Origin of the sequence: Aeromonas sp. 603757, from assembly GCF_049171255.1 — a bacterium.
In the GTDB taxonomy this organism is placed as follows: domain Bacteria; phylum Pseudomonadota; class Gammaproteobacteria; order Enterobacterales; family Aeromonadaceae; genus Aeromonas; species Aeromonas veronii_A.
In genome coordinates this window covers 334,790-353,770 of sequence record NZ_JAAKOE010000002.1, presented here as the reverse complement: position 1 = coordinate 353,770, position 18,981 = coordinate 334,790, and the positions used below count along the sequence as shown (strand labels likewise).

General features: G+C 46.3%; 16 protein-coding genes. 14 read left to right on the top strand and 2 right to left on the bottom strand.

Annotated features, from left to right (window positions below; all coding sequences use genetic code 11):
- Window positions 1–19: 19 nt before the first annotated feature.
- Entirely contained in the window at window positions 20–1,519 is a 1,500-nt protein-coding gene (locus G5332_RS03415) for a hypothetical protein (RefSeq protein ID WP_421249572.1), read from the top strand.
- 96 nt (window positions 1,520–1,615) lie between these two features.
- Here the strand turns inward: G5332_RS03415 and G5332_RS03410 are convergent, their stop codons facing one another.
- Both G5332_RS03410 and G5332_RS03405 read right to left on the bottom strand, forming a co-directional pair.
- Window positions 1,616–3,286: a hypothetical protein gene (locus G5332_RS03410; protein WP_421171928.1), complete on the bottom strand. Its 1,671-nt coding sequence runs from the start codon at window positions 3,284–3,286 to the stop codon at window positions 1,616–1,618.
- 16 nt (window positions 3,287–3,302) lie between these two features.
- Window positions 3,303–3,845 (bottom strand): hypothetical protein, encoded by a 543-nt coding sequence (locus G5332_RS03405; protein WP_213391816.1) that lies wholly within the window; start codon window positions 3,843–3,845, stop codon window positions 3,303–3,305.
- 495 nt (window positions 3,846–4,340) lie between these two features.
- Here G5332_RS03405 and G5332_RS03400 point away from each other — a divergent pair, with 495 nt between their 5' ends.
- The 13 genes from G5332_RS03400 (at window position 4,341) to G5332_RS03340 (ending at window position 18,964) form a co-directional block, all read left to right on the top strand.
- On the top strand, window positions 4,341–5,234 hold the full coding sequence (locus tag G5332_RS03400; protein ID WP_421171927.1) for a helix-turn-helix transcriptional regulator: 894 nt from the start codon (window positions 4,341–4,343) through the stop codon (window positions 5,232–5,234).
- A 126-nt stretch (window positions 5,235–5,360) separates the two neighbouring features.
- Window positions 5,361–6,029 carry a TM2 domain-containing protein gene (locus G5332_RS03395; protein WP_421171926.1) on the top strand — a complete coding sequence of 223 codons (669 nt, stop codon included), beginning with the start codon at window positions 5,361–5,363 and terminating at the stop codon, window positions 6,027–6,029.
- 12 nt (window positions 6,030–6,041) lie between these two features.
- Entirely contained in the window at window positions 6,042–6,731 is a 690-nt protein-coding gene (locus G5332_RS03390) for a hypothetical protein (protein ID WP_421171925.1), read from the top strand.
- 629 nt (window positions 6,732–7,360) lie between these two features.
- Window positions 7,361–8,374 (top strand): LacI family DNA-binding transcriptional regulator, encoded by a 1,014-nt coding sequence (locus G5332_RS03385; RefSeq protein WP_421171924.1) that lies wholly within the window; start codon window positions 7,361–7,363, stop codon window positions 8,372–8,374.
- A gap of 325 nt (window positions 8,375–8,699) precedes the next feature.
- The gene (locus G5332_RS03380) at window positions 8,700–9,020 is read left to right on the top strand and encodes a PTS sugar transporter subunit IIB (protein ID WP_069529424.1); all 321 of its coding nucleotides are present in this window, start codon (window positions 8,700–8,702) and stop codon (window positions 9,018–9,020) included.
- 185 nt (window positions 9,021–9,205) lie between these two features.
- A complete protein-coding gene (gene chbA, locus G5332_RS03375) occupies window positions 9,206–9,574 on the top strand; it encodes a PTS N,N'-diacetylchitobiose transporter subunit IIA (protein ID WP_421171923.1) in 369 nt (122 codons plus the stop codon).
- Window positions 9,575–9,588: 14 nt separating this feature from the next.
- Window positions 9,589–10,998, top strand: coding sequence for a glycoside hydrolase family 1 protein (locus G5332_RS03370; protein WP_421171922.1), 1,410 nt, complete (start codon window positions 9,589–9,591; stop codon window positions 10,996–10,998).
- A complete protein-coding gene (locus G5332_RS03365; protein ID WP_163147472.1) occupies window positions 10,998–12,341 on the top strand; it encodes a PTS sugar transporter subunit IIC in 1,344 nt (447 codons plus the stop codon). The genes G5332_RS03370 and G5332_RS03365 overlap by 1 nt, the downstream gene beginning before the upstream one ends.
- A gap of 226 nt (window positions 12,342–12,567) precedes the next feature.
- Window positions 12,568–13,878, top strand: coding sequence for a carbohydrate porin (locus G5332_RS03360; RefSeq protein ID WP_421171921.1), 1,311 nt, complete (start codon window positions 12,568–12,570; stop codon window positions 13,876–13,878).
- Window positions 13,879–14,156: 278 nt separating this feature from the next.
- The gene (locus tag G5332_RS03355) at window positions 14,157–15,503 is read left to right on the top strand and encodes a 6-phospho-beta-glucosidase (protein ID WP_421171920.1); all 1,347 of its coding nucleotides are present in this window, start codon (window positions 14,157–14,159) and stop codon (window positions 15,501–15,503) included.
- Window positions 15,504–15,578: 75 nt separating this feature from the next.
- Window positions 15,579–16,451, top strand: a complete 873-nt coding sequence (locus tag G5332_RS03350; protein ID WP_421171919.1) for an ROK family protein — start codon at window positions 15,579–15,581, stop codon at window positions 16,449–16,451.
- A 595-nt stretch (window positions 16,452–17,046) separates the two neighbouring features.
- On the top strand, window positions 17,047–17,541 hold the full coding sequence (locus G5332_RS03345) for a hypothetical protein (protein WP_421311110.1): 495 nt from the start codon (window positions 17,047–17,049) through the stop codon (window positions 17,539–17,541).
- Window positions 17,542–17,839: 298 nt separating this feature from the next.
- Window positions 17,840–18,964, top strand: coding sequence for a hypothetical protein (locus G5332_RS03340; RefSeq protein ID WP_421249570.1), 1,125 nt, complete (start codon window positions 17,840–17,842; stop codon window positions 18,962–18,964).
- Window positions 18,965–18,981 lie beyond the last annotated feature (17 nt).

The window sequence follows — 18,981 nt, the reverse complement described above, 5'->3', positions numbered from 1 at the left end:
TGCACAAGGAGTGTGCTCGATGTCTATCTCGCCCATGGATCTCGCAACTTATTACGGTGTCGATGACATTCCTGCTGCCCTATCGATAGGCGATAACCTCCATAGTTTGCTCGTAGCCATATTCAGGAATGAACCTCTGAATCCGCCCCGCTGTGACATTCTAGCCAACTATGACCTTAACGCCTTGAGAGGCTTTATCAACGGCGATATGACTCTCCCTGAGTTCAGACGCCAATCTGCGGTAGAACAGGAGCAGCGCCGTTCTAAATCTCTTTACTATAAGGGCCGAAAGATTGTGCATCGCTACCAACCTTCAATCACGAAGCCATTGGCTGCTCAGCCAGACGACAAAGCTAATATAGAGAAGACCAGACAAAATCCCACTTGGGATTACCTGCAGAAATTTCGGATCAAAAATGGTCTGGCCGATGGCCAGAATTCTGTGTCCCTCCCCCCGCATGAACTGGCCAGACAATTCTGGGTGGATGATATCACCAGTGCGATCACGGGCGGTGCCAGGTTGCACAGCCTCCTTGTCGCTGCTGGACAAGGCGCGACGATATCAGCAGCTAACAGACAATTTCTCTTGAACAGGGGGTTGAATGCCTTGCTGCGCTTCTTGACCGGTGAACTATCCCAAGAGCAGTTCGACCAAAAAGGAAAAGCGGAACAGGAGCAACGAAACGAGCTGGCGCAACAGAAACAACGCGAGATCGCCGCTCAGAAGGCCGCAGATGAAGAACGTTATAAAGCCGAGCAGAAAGCCCGAAGTGTGCGACTTGAGGCTGAGCGGATTCAACGTGAGAGTGACCCCAAGTACATCGCACGGATGAAGAACCAAGCACTCAGGGAGAAGTATGGTGTCACTGGATATGTCGAATCACATCACCTCAAACAGCTCATGGCAATCCTTCTCAAGCTGGATGCAGGTACGCGGCTACTGGAGACTGAAACCATCTGGCTCAAGAGCAATGGCCGTGAGTACGAGACAAAGGAGATTCTGCATAGCTACAACCGACTCGAAGCTGATCACTGGCTAGCAGAGTACCGCAACAGCAAGAACCCATGGAGTGCAGTCAATGCCAGCGGACACTTGCGTAAATGCGCAGCATCGAATGAGGCGATTGCGCTGCTGAGTGCCATCCCAGGCAAGAGGCAGGTTCAGCCCAAGCTGAAATCCGCCATTCTCACCACGCATGGTGGCGCGATGCGTGACCATGGCGAACATGCTGCCGCATTCAACATGGGTGCTGAAGCTCACCGTCTTCAACCCAACAACTTTCGCCCCTGCACACTACTTGGTGCAGTCTGTATCGAGCTTGGCAACATTAGTGAGGGACATGAGTGGTATTGCAAGGCGGAAGCCAGAGGCGCTGGCCGTGACAGCATTATGTCGGATGTCAGGTCGCTTCTTACCCGGATGACAGCCGATAAACGTGAAGCAGTTATCGCAGAGCTGTTACGCATTCATCCCGAACAGTATCGATGGCTAACGAAGTGGCGTCAGGCCAAGGCATAATTGACATTATTGCTAGCAAACTGAAAGTGAATCGCTACCCGTTACTGAGAATGGACTGGATGTGTTTAGAACACTGGTAGCGATTCACCCTTTTTATTAAGCCAGCTTCGCCATTGTCGAGAAGATGCCTTCAGTGGTCGAATCGATTTCGCTTTGCAGCAACTCATCAATCCGGCGCGATTGGATTTCGCGATTCACACCAAACAAATCCATCTTATCCAGCAGGTGCATGACCAAAGAAGTGACGACAGCAGTCAACATGGATGAAGCAATGATCGCAAGCCACTCTGGCATGCCAGAACTGCTTAGCCATGATTCAATGGCAAGAGAGGCAAAGATGGATAGTGAGCCCGCGAACAGTTTCAGCAGGGCATCGCCTTTCTGGGTCGACGTAGTTTTCTCATCCCGCAAGATAGGAATAGCGCTCATCAATATCTTGAACCCTTCCTTCACCAGTCGCATGACTTGCTTGAAGACACCAACAAAGCAATTAAGAATGCCTTCCATTAGCATCGAAAGGAAGTTCTTAAAAAAGCCCAGCGCGGTATCTTTGAGCAACGGAAGTGCATGAGACCACAGGTGGTCTTTCATTCTCCCCAAGCGGATCTTAAGGGCTTCCGAAAAGCTGTCGGCCCCAACCCCCTCCTCGATACCATTCTTGATACAATCGCTCAGCTCATAGTAGATGGGCTTTATCGCGAATATGATCACGTTGCCTAGCGCATAGTGACTGGATGCATTGGCCGCATCCTTCCCTAGCGTGATCTGCACTTCGTTGTCGAAGAGAACGTTTTTGGCTACGGTCACATTGGTTTTGGTATCAATAGCTTGTTGTGCCTTATCCATCGCCTCGATCTGGTTTTGCCGGGTTTTCCTATCTTCATCGCTAAGTTTGTGCTTTTTGTTTTTGAACTGGGCATACCCTTGGTCTAATTCAGCCTGCAACTCATCCCGCGTTTTGTCGAACTTGCCGATATTAGAGCCGGCGTTGTTTTGCTTGCTGGTGACGGCATAGTTTTCATCAATGTTGATGATGGTTTTGATGTCGTCCAGATGTAGCGCCTTATTGCTCTTTAGCGAGTTGCAAATCTCAGCACAAGAAACGATGTGATCCGTTTCAGCATAACGATCACTTCTTCCCTCACTATTGGCCTGAGCTTTTGTCAGGAAAATGTCCTTTCCGTCGTACTCATCTTTGGCACGATAATCGCCATTAAAATGAGCCTCCTTCTTGGCTTTCATCTTTTTACCATCACGCATCAAGAGTTCTTCATCTTTGCGCGTCATGGATCCGCCATTGAAGCTCGAATGACTACCGAACTCCGCAATGTTGTCCCGCTCATTCAGGTTTTCGGTATAGCTATCTACCATTGGGCTACTGTTTGCAGCATTCGCATAGGTAAACACCTTGCACTCCTGATACAGGCGGGAGGCAGTTAGCCCCTGCTTGGTGCCCATCTTGAAAGCCCGCATAACACCGTCGAACAAGCTGAGGAAGACAGGCTCCAATATTTTTTCGATGGCACTGCCTGTGTTCAGGCTATCCAGAAGAGCCTGAGCCTCTCTTTGAGTAGCTATGGCATCCGTGTCTTCAAGCTGGTTACTGAAGGCTTTTGCCGAATCAGCACCTTCAATGAAAGCCTGATCAACCGGGGTGTCTAAAAACTCCACCATCGTTGAAGGCGATGCAAGCGCTCTTGGGGTTTGTACATCTCTGGCTTGACGCATCTTTTCCAGACGGTCTAAATGTTGATTTTTAGTTGTCATATCGCGCCGACTCCCATTACGCTGCTGCCAGCTTGTTCCAGATCTCAACAAACTCAACATCAGCTTTAGTCGGGTTTTCTTCAATACTCGCCATGATGTCAACGATTTCGGTGAACATTCGCTTGTGATGCGGCTTATCAAAGCCCTTTTCTCTGATGAGCGACCAGACCGTTCTCAAGTTTGGCGGGGTGAGTGTCATTTCCCTGACTTGATCTTGGACGTGTTTGGATCGCGTTTGCACCTTGCCAATGCCGAACACCAAGTCTTCCAAAGCTTCGACCTTGTAGACTGGCAATGACCCATTAGCGCGGGCACAGCTAATGCCGACTGCATAGGCGCAAATGATGAGATCATCACGCTTGCTCGCTTCTTCAGTCATCGCCTTGATGCTTTGATGTAACTGAGCAAGTTTGGCAGCATATAGAGCTTTCCCTTTTTCCTCCCCCTTTTTATAGCCATCGGCATGACCTTCTTTTTTGCCAGATTCTTTGCCTGCAAAATACGTCATTAAGATTGCCGCAACCCCCCCGACTCCTACCGCTATTCTTCCAAAGCTCATTGGCCGCTCCCTCTTGTTGCCATTATTATGAATGGTGAATAGTCTGCCATAACAATATAGCTAGCTGTAATTCCCACACTGCGAGGCGTTGATGCGATAAACCTACTGGATTTGACATTACATGAGTAGGTAGCGGGATCACAATCACAGGAATTCTGACGTATTCTTCACACCAAGCGAAGTGGGTGTGTGCTCCTATTCTATCCAACCCTCTTTCGGTATCTCCCTCAGTGGCAAGATACCGGTATCGCAGTTAAGTAGCTCAATAGCATCAACTCAGGCCATCTCTGGACAAGCAGCAACAACCTCACCGAACGGGCCTTCCTGGCCCGCTCAACCGCTTCTCGCCGGTTGATAACAAAAACCCTCACCTGATGACAAAAGCCCATCGCCGATGATGGGTTTTGTGAAAAACTGCCTGCAATCCAATTCGTCACGCCGTGTCGCGGCCTGTTTGGATAATCCGCGACACGGTTACTCCCCTTCTGTGATGGTATGCACGAACACGACAAGATTGCTCAGCGCCTCGGTATGCTCCTCACCCGCCTGTACAGTGGTGAGAAGCTGCACCTGAGTGATCTGGCCACCGAGTACAACGTCACCGTGCGCACCCTGCAGCGGGATTTCAATCAACGCCTCAGCTATCTACCGATAGAGCACCGCAGCCAGCAATACTGGCTGGATCCTGGGTTCCTCAATCACAAGAACGACGGAAAGCTGCGCAAGCTGGCCGAGCAATTGGGCATCACCGACTTGTTCCCTCGTGCCAGTGAACATCGTCTGGGTCAGCTGCTGGACAGGGGCAATCCATGTCTCTTTGCTATCAAGGGATTCGATGCCCAGTCCACCGACTCACTGAGCCACCAGTTACCGGTATTAGAGCAGGCACTGACCCAGCATCTGCAATGCTGGCTCATCACCAAAGACCAGCGCAAGCAACTGTTTAGCCCCTATCAGCTCGTCAACTACAAGGGCACCTGGCACTTGGTCGGCGCCAGCGAGGGGCGGTTGCAAGCCTATCCGCTGAGCCACATCGCACTGGTTGAGCTATCGCAACAGACCTTCACCCGTGACGCGTACATTCAACGACAGATCGATACCGACCCGACGCTCTGGCGCTCCGGCATGATCGAGGTGCTCCTCAAGGCCAGTGCCGCCATCGCCATCAACTTTCAGCATCGCCCGTTGTTGCCCGAGCAGGAGATTGTCAAAACCCTGGATGACGGTGCGCTGTTATTGAGCAGTCGCGTACTCGATGCCAATCAGATTCTGCCTGTCATCAAATCCTGGATGCCGGGGCTCACCGTGATCTCGCCCGGATTTATCCATGAGCAGATCGTCCGCGATTTGCGCCATTTATTGACCCTGATGAGTCAGGCTCCGCCCTGACCTATTTGTGACAAAGATCCCAGTTTATACATCTGGCGACAGCGCCTGACATGCCGCGACAACACCTGTCGCCGCTGTTTCACATTGTCGTCAACCATCCCGCAGTCGATATCCAAGGAGTCATGCATGAACACCATCAGCCTGCAAAAAGTGTCCGACAACACTCTTTGCTCCACCAGTCCCTATGAGCCACTCTTCGAGCATGTCGCCGCCCATTTGCAAGCTCAGGGTGGCACATTAAAAACCATTGAGCGTACACAAGGCAGGATCGAAGCCGCCTGGAAATATGGCTTTAACCCTTTCGGTATGCGTATCACCGTGAATTTCACCTCTCAAGGCAATGAGACCATACAGCTCACCCTCAATGGCTCGTTTGTCGATGCCATCGATACCTTCGGCGCTGCAAAGAAGAAAGCCAGGGCAATCACGGATGAACTGCTGAAGCCTATCGATATCGCAGCATGGCCGATTAAAGAGGGGGCAACAGCCTCCCCGCCCCCCTCTGCCGCAACCACTCCCCCGCTGGCACCGCTAAACGGCGCAAACACCGTTGCGCACCATGGCAAGCGCAAGGGGCTCACCGCTGTGCTCGCATTCTTGGGCGGCAGCATTGGTCTGCATAAGTTCTACACCGGGAATTGGGGCTGGGGGCTTATCTACTTAGTGCTCTGCACCACCGGCCTTCCCCTGATCTTGTCCGTGATCGAGTTCATCCGTGTTTTGTGCCTGACACAGGAGGAGTTTGACCGTCGCTATAACTACCGCCCCATATCCGCGTTTTCATGGGTGTGGTGAGGAGCGCCTTGTATGAACATAAAAACTGCAGTCGGTTTAATGATGCTCTGCTCGACAGGCGCTTATGCTGGCGTACTCAGCATGCTGGATGTGGCAGCCCTCAAGGAAAGCGAGCTGGAGATGTGCCCGGACATCTCCGTCGAGAAGATGGTCAACAGCTTTTTCGAAGACCCCGAGTGGACCGGCGGGAAAGCGGCGGATGGTCGGAAGTTGGTGAATGTCAGCGGCACCATCACCTATGCCAGTCAGCCCGCACGGGCCATGGTGCAGGTCTGGATGCAAGACGATGGTTTTTCTGTGGAGGCGCTGGAGATTAACGGGCGACCACAGCCAGAGGGAATGCTGGATCTGCTGCTAGAGAAAATGTGCCAAAGCGCCAGAGGCGCCGACCATACCGGCGATCCACAGCAACAAGCCGTGGCGCTGCCGTTCACGGGAACCCGCTATTTCAACTTCGGGGGTGAAAATGGGATTCAACAATCCATCACTATCGCCCCCAATGGACGTGTCACATTGAGATCCCATGGTGCGACCTCTGTCTCTGTCGATTATCAGGGCACGTATGAAAACCCACTGCTGACCCCGGCGGGTAACTACCGCGTTCATGCCGACAAGATATATGTCACCGACGAAGGCGGAGACTTCCCCGACTCATCAGAGTGCGAGGTCATCGTGTGCGAGACAGAACTGTCTGCACCTTGATGTGCTGAGGCCGAAACACTGCGAAAAGCGGACGGTACTCATAGCCTGGAATGTGGCACGGACGGCGTAAACTGGGGGTCCTGTCAGTGATCCGGCACCATAGAGCAGAAAACGCAGAGGTCAGGGCCGGTCGGCACTGGCCTCTTTTTCACACAGCTTAGCTATAACTGAACATTCCTGACTAATGGCCGAGCCGCATCCCCCTCCCCTGATTTAGGGTCAATCGCCCAAATGAAAATCCATCATCCTGCGCAACACGCTTGAAATGCGCATTGCCGATTGTACGTAACCATCTGATTTATTGACGAAGAAGTTATGGGTGTAACAGCGCTATTGGGGATACACTGAATCGCCCCTGTGCTCTAGACACATCCCATTGACAGACTGGATAGTATGCTCCTTTGGCTGCAGTCCAACTAAGTAAGGAAAACGGCTCGGGAGCTTATCCCCTTTGTCTCAGATTAGCCTAGACCTCATTTGAGCCCCACCCTGGGGCAACCGCAGGCCATTCCCACAGTTTTTGTTCAAATTGAACAATGTCAACTAAATTTTATTATTATAATAAAATTTGATATGCTCATGAAAAATGGAATGCATTATCAATCGTCTTGACAGGAAAGCAACAACTGATGGCAACAATTAATGATATTTGCAGAATCACTGGATTTTCCAAGGCAACCGTATCACGCGCCATTAATGAAACAGGTCCGGTTAAAGAGTCAACCCGAAAATTGATTCATGCTGCCATGCAACAACTCAACTTTCGTCCTAATTTGGTAGCACAGGCGTTAGCAAATAAGAGTGGCAATAGTATTGGTTTGGTTGTATCAGATTTTGACGGTGCACACTTTGGGCATTTATTAAAGAATGCAGCCTTGGTTGCAGACCAAACAAATAAGCAGCTGATTGTGACCGATGGCCATAATGAACCAGAACGAGAAAAGCAGGCTATTTATTCACTGGTAGATCGTCGCTGCAGCGTGTTGATTGTATATACCCGGCATATGACTGAAATTGATATGTTGTCCATTCAGCAGGAAATTGGGCTACCAATCATCTTTATCGGACGCTCACTACCTTCCCATTGTGGTTATTCGATTTACTTTGATAATGAACACGCCACCAAACAAGCAGTGAGTCACCTGCTCTCCCTAGGCCACACTAGGATTGCCTATTTTGGCCCACCAGCGATCACGCCAACAGGCATTGCTCGTATGGACACATATCGGAAAATGTTATTGGAATGGGGTATTGAGTATCAAGAACACTGGTACCAATGCAGCAGCTTTAACATCGCGGAGGGTTATCGTGCGGCAAAGCAATATCTCACAAAAGGGGGTGGATGTAGTGCCCTCTTTGCCGCGAGTGACTCGATTGCATTCGGGGCGATGCAGGCATTTCGCGAGGCAGGGCTATTGCTACCTAACGACATGTCCATCGCCAGTATCGACGATGAAGAGATCTCGGCCTATCTATCGCCACCGTTGACCACTTATCGGTTCCCGCTCACTGAGATGGTTCATCATGCCATGGCGATAGCACTCAAGTTGATGGATGGGCAAGAAGTACCTTTCGAGTCTAAAGTGTTTCGGGGGGAATTAAAGATCAGGTCATCCGGGATGACTTGCATCACTTCATCGTGATTCGAATCATACAACATAAAGACCCCATTGGGTCTTTATGTGTACCTCCAACGTCTAAAAACCTCACATGAGTCCGCTCAATCCCTCGCTTATCTATGGCCGCAGTAGACCAGAGTCTTTCGGCGCTAAAGCCAATAATACTAGGCCCTCAGGCGAACTTTTGCCTAGCTTCTGACACGTTCTACGAATGCAGTGAACTGTTATTTCTTGTGAGTTGCAGCACAAAAATGGAACCGGTTTCTGTAACCGGTTCCATTTTTCTTTATAGTCATCATCAAGGTGATTAAACACCACATTCTAACTTAAGTATGTTGAGGACTATGTAATGAATAAAAAAATCTATCTGTTTTGTGCCGCTGGCATGTCTACATCTTTACTAGTCAATAAAATGCGTGAGCAAGCCGCCAAACATTCTGTGCCGGTTGATATTGAAGCTTTTCCTGAATCTCAATCCAATGAAAAAGGTATTGAAGCTGACGTTATTCTACTGGGCCCTCAGGTCGGTTATATGTGTCAAGATATCTCAGCGCGTTTCCCTCATAAGCCAGTCGCTGTGATTGATACTGGTATGTATGGCCGAGTAGATGGCCTAAGCGTATTGAAAGTTGCTATAGCTGAAATTAAAAAAGCAGCCAAGCCTGCCTAAGCTATAGTACTTAGACTTAAACAAAGCTATACCAAATTATTTTATCAATGAACCTGCCAGATATAATTAGGCGGGGTTCATTGGTGCGCGCCACCGTTTTTATTAAGGTGACAAGGTTAACTTTCATAAACTGACTTGGCTATTGGTTAACAAATTTATTTATATTTAAATGATCAGGGGCATCTATGAATTTCGACGATCTAAACCTAGACGATATAAAAGAAGACGGTTCAGAGGTTCAGCAAATGGATCTTGAAGAGCAGGTAATGGGCATCATTATCAATTCTGGTGAAGCTCGTAGCTGTTCTTACAAAGCCTTGGCATTTGCCAAGCAAGGGGATTTTGCTCAGGCCGATGCCAAAATGGAAGAGGCTCGTCACGCAGCGAATGCCGCCCATTTGGTACAGACACAGTTGATTGAAGCTGATATGGGAGAGGGTAAGACCCCGATGACACTGATCATGGTCCATGCCCAAGATCACCTGATGACATCCATGTTGGCCCGTGAGTTGGTCAAAGAGTTGATCGATCTTCACAAGAAAATTTCCAATTAAGCGGAGCATTATCAATGAAGTTTGCACATGACTTTCTGATGGGCGCAGCCAGCGCATCTTACCAAGTAGAAGGAGCCTGGAATGAAGATGGCAAAGGCATGACTAACTGGGATGAATTTTCCAAGATCCCGGGGAAAACCTTCGAAGGCACCAATGGTGATATCGCGGTTGACCACTATCATCGCTATAAAGAAGATGTTGCCTTGATGGCTGAGATGGGTCTGGAGTCCTATCGCTTCTCCATTTCATGGGCTCGTATTTTCCCAAATGGTGATGGCGAGATTAATCCAAAAGGGATTGAGTTTTACAACAACTTAATCGACGAGTGTCTGAAATATGGCATTGTGCCCTTTATCACACTTTATCACTGGGATCTGCCACTGCCCCTAGAAAAAGAGGGGGGATGGTTAAGCCAGCGTACCGTCAATGCATTTGTTAACTATGCAAGAGTGTGCTTCGAAGCCTTTGGTGATCGTGTAAAACACTTCATCACCATCAATGAGACGATTGTATTTTGCTCTCTAGGTTATATGGCTGGCGCTCACCCACCAGGAATCAAGAATGATCCGAAGAAGTATTTCCAGGCTGTTCACAATGTTTTTTATGCGCATGCCAAGGCGGTACTGCTATATAAATCCATGAATCTATATGGTGAAATTGGTATCAGTAACGTATTTAGTCCAGCTTTTGGCGTTGATGATAGTGAAGATAGCCAAAAAGCGGCATTTCATGCTAATGCGTATGCGACCCATCTCTACTTCGACCCGATTTTGAAGGGTGAGTATCCAGCTTATGTCATGGACGCACTGAAAGTCAGCGGCTTCCATCCAGAGCAGACAGCAGAAGAGTTAGAAACCATCAAGTTGGCCGCTAGTTTAAATGACTTTATGGGGCTCAATTATTATCAGCCGAGTCGGGTTGAATTGATCAAAGGTTCTCTGGAGCAGCGTGAAGCTACCCGTGAAAACTCAACTGGGGCACCGGGAAATCCAAGTTTCGATGGTTTCTTCCGCACCGTGAAGATGGATGATAAACGTTATACCAAATGGGATTGGGAGATTTCGCCAGAGGGATTTGTAGCAGGTTTGAACCTGCTCAAAGAGCGTTATGGTCAAGTCAAGATTTATATTACTGAGAATGGTCTTGGTGATGAAGATCCGATTGTGGAAGATGAAATTTGTGATGTCCCACGCATCAAATATATCAGCGAGCATTTAACTGCGCTGAAACAAGCAATCAGTGATGGTGTGAACGTCAAAGGATACTTTGCTTGGTCTGTTATTGACCTGTTGAGCTGGCTCAATGGCTATAAAAAACAGTATGGCTTTATTTATGTTGATCACAAAAATAACTATCAGCGAAAGAAAAAAATGTCTTTCCACTGGTTCAGTTCGGTGATTAAAAATCGTGGGGAAGATCTATAATGAGTAATTTTAACCAAAAAATACAAGCCGTGATGCCCTATGTCATGGGGTTTGTTAACTCCAAGCCGGTCAAAGCAATCAAGGATGGCTTTCTTTACACCATGCCGTTGACCATTATTGGTTCGGTATTCCTATTACTGGCGTTTATTCCTGTCCCTGGGTATGGCGAATTGATGGCCAGTATCTTTGGTGACAATTGGCAGGGGCCATTGTGGCAAGTAGTAGGTGCCACTTTTGATATTCTGGCACTCATCGGTGTGTTCGGTATCGCTTATAGCTGGGTTCAAAATGAAGGCTATCAGGGGGTTAGTGCAGGCATTTTTGCAATCGTAGCCATGCTGATCCTCAACGATAACTTCATTCTGGCTGCGGATGGTGCCACCTTGGGTGGGGTGATTCCTAAAGCCTATATGGGCGGTAAGGGAATGATCGTGGCCATCTTTGTCGGCATCGCTGTAGGTTGGATTTATAGCTGGTGCATGAAGAAGAACCTGACCATCAAGATGCCGGATGGCGTGCCGCAGGGGGTAGCTAATGCGTTTACCGCCCTGATCCCGGGGGCCTTGATCATCCTGACAGCCTGCTTCACCTGGATTTTCTTTAAGTTCGCGTTCGACAAGACAGTGGTGGTGGTGTTGTACGATCTGCTGCAGATACCATTGCAAGGTTTGTCTGACTCTCTGGGGGGTGTCATCGTTGTTGCCCTGCTGATTTCTTTGCTGTGGTGGTGTGGTGTGCATGGATCCGCCATTGTAATGGGGATCATGGGGCCGATCGTGACGGCGAACGCGCTGCAAAACCAAGAATTGCTCATCAAAGGAGAGCAGTTGATTGCCGGGGAAAACGCCAAGATTGTTACTAACCAGTTCATCGACCAATATGTAACGTTTGGTGGTGCAGGCCTGACCCTTGGTTTGGTTGTATGTATGTTGATGTTTGCAAAGTCCACGCAATATAAAGATTTGGGTAAAATAGCGATCATGCCAGGGTTGTTCAATATTAACGAGCCGGTGATCTTTGCTTTTCCCATCGTATTTAACCCACTGATGATGATCCCGTTCTTGTGTGCACCGATTATTTCTGTACTGATGGTTTATTTTTCCATCTCTGCAGGCCTGGTCGAGCCGTTCACTGCGATTACCGTTCCTTGGACCACTCCGATGATCATCAGTGGATTTATTGTGGGTGGCTGGAAGGCAGCGCTACTGCAAGTATCAGTATTCTTGATGACTATCTTCGTGTACTACCCATTTATGAAAGCGCAGGACAATATCGCTTGCAAAAATGAAAGTGAGTCAAAAGAGACGTTTGAAGAAGATGATGCCTTGTCACTGCAACTGTGACGATATGATGGCAGGGTGTTGATATTGAAAAGCGCCCTGCTATAAACAGAAGTAGATAATAAGTTAACAAACATCCCAACCAGTACAGATATTGATATTTTAACTGTTAATGTGTTGGGTGTGTTTCATACAGTTCTATTTAGCTCATTTCATGGATTGGGTGGCAATACTTTACCTGTTGGTTTTTCATTCTCAGAAATATTCTGTAAATTAACATGGAGTTATAATGAAAAAATTTAGCTTACTATATACCGCCGCAGCTGTGGCTGCGGTAATGAGTTCCGCGTCTGTTTTTGCGAATAGCAATGATGATATTGAAGCGCTGAAGCTTCGCCTTCAGGAGTTGGAAACCAAGGTCAACACAGAAACTAAATATAAAGATGACCAGCAGCCAGCAACATTGACCAGTGAGACAAAAGTACCGGATGGAATTGTATTTTCTGGTTATGCTCGTTACGGCGCACATTATCAAAACTCAGATAAAGAGCGTGTGAGTAGCTTTGGTAGCTTGAGTGGTAATGCTACTGGTCGCTTGGGTAATGAAGGTAATGGTGGCGAGTTTCAGCTTGCCAAAGTCTTTAAAAACGACAGTGGTGCCATCTGGGATTTAGTCTTGATGCTGGATCATTGGTCTGAAGGTTCCTGGGCCGACGACGGTGGTGTCAACGTCAAGAAAATGTACGCCGGTGTGGCTAATGTTTTTGAGTCGCAACCAGACCTGTATCTGTGGGCTGGCCGAGATTTTCATCAGAGACCTCAGACCGATCTGAATGACTATTTCTGGATGACTCATGATAGCCAAGGTGCCGGTTTCAAAAATTTGACCTTAGGTGGGATAAAATTTGATTTTGCCGGTGTCGGCCAAGTTAATAATGACATGGTAGAAGACAACGGTCGTTATGCGCTGACCAGTAAAGTTCATGGCATCAAGTTGGGTGACGTGGATCTTAGCCTTTATGCAAACTACGGTACTACTTCCGAGAAATTAACTGAAGATGACAAAAAAGAGCTGGCAAACTCTGCTTATCAGTTAGCAAGTGAAGCGGTATGGGCAGGCCAAAAGTTTGTTATTCGTTATTCACACAATGCGCTAAACAGTGTGTTTGATTTGGCTGACAATCAAGATGCCTTGCTGTTGAGCCTAGATGGTGCTATCCCCTTGACCGAGCGGGCAAAAATTCAATATTTGACCTCTTATCAAAAACTTGATTTAGACAAGAGTGACGAGAGCCGCAAGAACTACAGCTTTATCCTGCGCCCGACTTACCAGTGGAACGATGTACATTCTACCTGGTTAGAGGGTGGTTATAGTATCGTCGATTATGATGATATCGATGCAACTAACACCTCTTGGAAAACTACTCTATCACAAAATATCGCTATCGGTGGTGAAACCTGGTCTCGCCCGATGTTACGCTTCTACGCCACCGTCGGGAATGCAGATAATGAATATACCGGTCGTGATGACAAGGGTGGGTTGACAACATCTGATGATGACACAGTGACCTTCGGCGCCATGTTTGAAGCATGGTGGTAAAGAGAAGCTAGTGTTTCATGACGGCCTTATGGCCGTCATGCTTTTCGAGTTACAGGTGTTTACCCCTTGAACCCACAATAGTTGTCTGGGCGGCGTAAATAGTAGATATGCCATTTATGCCATACAGCCGTTACAATAAAGCCTATTTAGGTTCCATCAATAATTTCATGATGATTTTATCAAAAATATATTCATTCTCATTTAGATGGAAAAATGTAAGCGGCATCTTCATTTAAAATATGCTGCAAGATCAGCGTGAAGGATTAACGGTATTTTTTATGAATAAAAAACTCAAAGTAGTCACCATTGGTGGTGGTAGTAGCTATACTCCTGAGCTGGTTGAGGGATTCATTAAAAGGTATGCAGAACTCCCTATTGGTGAGCTCTGGTTGGTCGATATTCCTGACGGTGAAAAAAAACAGAATATAATATTTGAGCTGTGCCAACGAATGATTGCCAAGTCAGGCTTGCCGATTACCCTTCATAAGACACTCAATCGCCGTGAGGCCTTGACTGGTGCCGATTTTGTTACCACTCAGTTACGGGTCGGTCTGCTCAAAGCTCGAGAAAAAGATGAGCGCATTCCATTAAGCCATGGTTTGCTTGGCCAGGAAACAAACGGTGCTGGTGGTTTATTTAAGGGGCTAAGAACCATTCCGATCATTTTTGATATTATCAAGGATGTTGAAGAAATTTGTCCAGATGCATGGATTATTAACTTTACTAATCCGGCGGGGATGGTCACTGAAGCTGTCGCGCGTCATACCAATTTCAAAAAATTCATTGGGGTATGCAATGTCCCCATTGGCATGAAAATGTTTGTGCAAAAATCGCTACAGTTAACAGATGCTGATGAATTATCTCTTGAGCTGTTCGGTTTGAATCACTTCGTTTTTATAAAGGATGCTTTCGTTAATGGCGAATCTCGTTTTAATGAGCTATTTGAATATGTAATCGATGGCGCACAAAAGGAATCCGCTTCAGTAAAAAACATATTTAGCATTCCCTTTGAGGCTGATTTTTTGCGCGGCTTACGGTTATTACCTTGTCCCTATCATCGTTATTACTTTAAAGAAAAAGAAATGCTAAGTATTGAGATGGGCGAGTATTACAAAGGGGAAACTAGGGCACAGGTAGTACAACGGGTAGAAAAAGACTTGTTCAAGCTGTATCAGGACCCGAATCTTAATTATAAGCCAAAAGAACTTGAAATGCGTGGTGGCGCATATTATTCAGATGCTGCCTGTGAAGTCATCAGCGCCATTTATAATGACAGTCACAGCGAGCACTATGTGATTGTCCCCCATCATGGTCAGATAAAAAACATCCCTGCTGAATGGACAGTCGAGATGACCTGTCGGATCGGTCGTGATGGTGCTAAACCTGATCCACGCTTTAGTAAGTTTGACGAAAAAGTGCTAGGTTTAATCCATGGCATTAAAGCGTTTGAAATTGCCGCAGCCAATGCAGCAGTGAGTGGTAGCCTCAATGATTTGCTGGTTGCCATGAATATCAATCCGCTGGTACATTCTGATGATGATGCAAGAAAGGTGGCAACCGAGTTGCTATTGGCACATAAAAAACATTTGCCACAATTTGCTGAGACTATTTCTGAACTGGAATAAGACTGTCAATCTCACTTAGCATTAACTGGTTGCTGCGAGAACGGCAACCAGTTGTTAATTTTATAGGGGACGTCCATGTCTAATTATATATCTTTTGATATTGGCGGCACCGCCGTTAAATATGGTGTAATAGATGATACTGGAGTTATTTATGAAAAGGGTTCATTCTCGACCCCTGATAATTTTCATGGGTTACTAGATGCAATGAAGATGGTCTTATCGACCTATCAACATCAATATTCACCAGTTGCTATTGCTCTAAGTATTCCTGGAGCAGTTAATGAAGTCTCTGGTTTTATTGGTGGTATTACAGCACTGAGATATATCCATGGATTTAATATTAAGGCTAAGTTCTCAGAGGTCTTTGGTTTGCCCGTTGGAATGGCCAATGATGCTAACTGTGCCGTGTTATCGGAAGGTTGGATTGGTGCAGCGAAGGACGTTAAATCATATGCCTGTGTTGTGATTGGCACCGGCGTTGGTGGTGGCGTGGTGATCAATGATCATTTAGTGAGTGGCGCGACTCAGCATGGTGGTGAGTTTGGCTACTGGATTATGGATCCATTTAGTCGAACCAACTGGAGTGATCTTGGCTCAACACGAATATTATTGCGCAAAGCGGCATGGGCGCTGGGAGTTGATACTATTGATGGCGAGGATTTTTTTGCCTTAGTAGCAAATGGGAATCCATTGATGATTTCTTTACTTGATGAGTTTTGTTTTATCAATGCATTGGGCATTTATAACATCAAGCATGCAATTGATCCGGATCTCATCTTGATCGGTGGTGGAATTAGCAGCCAGCCTAAAGTGATTGATGGCATTAATAATCAATTAAAAATATTATTGAGTCGTGGTGGTAACATGGAATTTGAGGTTGTTGCATGCCAGCATAGAAATGATGCCAATCTAATTGGTGCAGTTTATAATATGCTACTCAAAGATTAGTTTTTACAACCAAATTTTGAATTAACTATATTTTAGTGCCAATTATTTAGTAGCTGAAAATTTCATTAGATTGAGTTTTTTGGGCATATGTAAAGGTAAATCTTCACAATGGTAGGGGCATTATTTGTTGAAACAACAGCGGCCTCTATCAGAAGCAGATAACTTATGCGGATGGTACTCATAGCCAGGAATGTGGCACGGACGGCGTAAACTGGGGAGTCTGTCAGTAGCCCGGCACCATAGAGCAGAAAACACAGAGGCCAGGGCTAGTCAGCACAGGCCTCTTTTCGCACAGCTTAGTTAAAACTGAACAATCCTGACTAATGCCGAGACGCATCCTCTGATTTGGCTTCAATCGCCCACATGAAGAACCATAATCCTGCGCAACACGCGTGAAATGCGCATTGCAGCCTACACGTAACCACATGATTTATCGACGAAGAAGTAATAGGTGTAACAGCGCCATTGAGGATACACTGAATCGCCCATGTGCTCTAGAAACACCCCATACATCATGGTCACGGGTCTAGAAATCTACCGGGCTCAGCTGATCATGGTCATGTAGTGGTAAACGTTATATGAATATGGAGAAGATGTGGAAACGTTAGCCCGGAGATTAGCCGCGATTGATGAGTTGGAAACTTGGAAGCTACATTGTCATGGGTATAGTGCTCAAGATAAACAGTCGGCTTTTGAGTGTGCCCAACCTCTCTGGGTGAAGCGCAAGGTCTCAGAGGGTACTCTATATCTACATCCGGATGTTATTGCTGAACTTAGAGGGCAACATTGGGTCCCAAATGACCTGCAGAAACGCATGATATGGGCAAGCGTGTTAGCCTCCGCTGAAGGAACCACCAGCAGGGAGCGTTTTAAAACAATCAAAACATGCATACTAAAAAAGTATGGTCGTGATTGGTGGGAAGATGTTTACCGCCGTCAAAAGCACGCATTTGCGGCCAAAGAGCGTATCCGTAAGCAATCTGCATCCAATGGGCCTGTTGTTAATATGCTCATAGCAAATACACTCTTGTTCGGTGAAGCTGCCAGAGATCAAGTTAAGGCTGCGTTGAGTATGATACCTAAGGACTAAAAGCATTAGCCCCCTACATTCCGATCCCTTGAAACACTCACCCAGAGATGTCTGAGACAGCTTGCCACGTGACAAATATCACAATTAATGAGTTTGACCTCTGGTATGATAACGTGATATTCAATTCAACCTACAAGACATGGTTCCGTAATTGGTTTCTGTGATAAAAAGACGTTAATTAAATGAGTCATATATCGCCTCGGGAATTACCATGGCAACATGAAAATAAAACTCCGCTTCCCCTCATGTTTTTGATTACTTATAAATACCAATATTCATTATGATTTCAGGGTACCTTATGCAGCACAAACACCTAATTGATGATAATGACTCAGATATAGCATACATTCTTGAAACACATCCAGACCTTACGCCAGACATCTTATTTGAAGAAATCGATGGCAAGTTCACTCTTAGAAAACAGTCTATAAAAAATTATGTCTATAGTGAATTTTCACGAATGAATGAACTTTTTAATTTAGAATTGCTGAGTAAGTACATTTATTATCTTCATGCCGAATGCGTCAAAAAATCGAAAGTACAGGGTAAAGTTTATGATGCTCTAGTAGCATTTGGATGGAGTTTCATTGGGGAGGAAGACATTACCGAAAATCTATCTGGTGAAGTAAGACAACTGTATTCTGCATTGCAGATTGAATTTGAGAAATGTGGCTCAATTTATAGTGAGACAACCGATGACTCATCATTTTACGGTGAAGATAATGCAATAAAAGAATATGCAACGAAACTTTCCGATTCGATGATAGCTTTCTTGGATAAAGTGGACATCCCCTCAAATATAAACATAAAAAACAATACTAAAAAACGGAATATTATCAAGGCACACTTTGCGAGAGCCTGGCTCGTTGAGCCGGCCATTAAGATGCTAAAGAAAATCGATAAGGATACATCAGATCCCTATTTGATAGACTTAGTTGGCTTTATGTGCATGGCTTTTGGCACTGCAGCATTTTTTGTTTTGTCGAAAACAGACGAAACATTGTCTGACCGTAGGTCGAAGATAAAATCTCCAGACGAATACTCCATTACAAACCAAAGGAAATCAGAATTTCAAGGAACCACAATAACTGACCTTGCAGTACGGAAGCTCGCAAGAAACCTATACATCAAGTTAGTCATATATTATTTAGAAAGAAATTGGGTTCACGTCTCCGCACTATACAGTACACCAGAGAAACCCTTTGCATACACTATAGAAAACCTATTGCTTGTTTTGATAAGTATTTGTGATGATGTTTTTATTTGTGATGGTGCCACGCCAATCGACCTCTCTTCTAGACCGAAACTCGACGAGCTTGAAACCCGGCATGAAAATATAGTGATGCGGCACTTACTTAATAAGATTATCGGAAAAGATGGACCGCTCCTGCCTGAGCCGACAAATAATGAGAATGCTATTTAACAAAAATGGCATTTCCT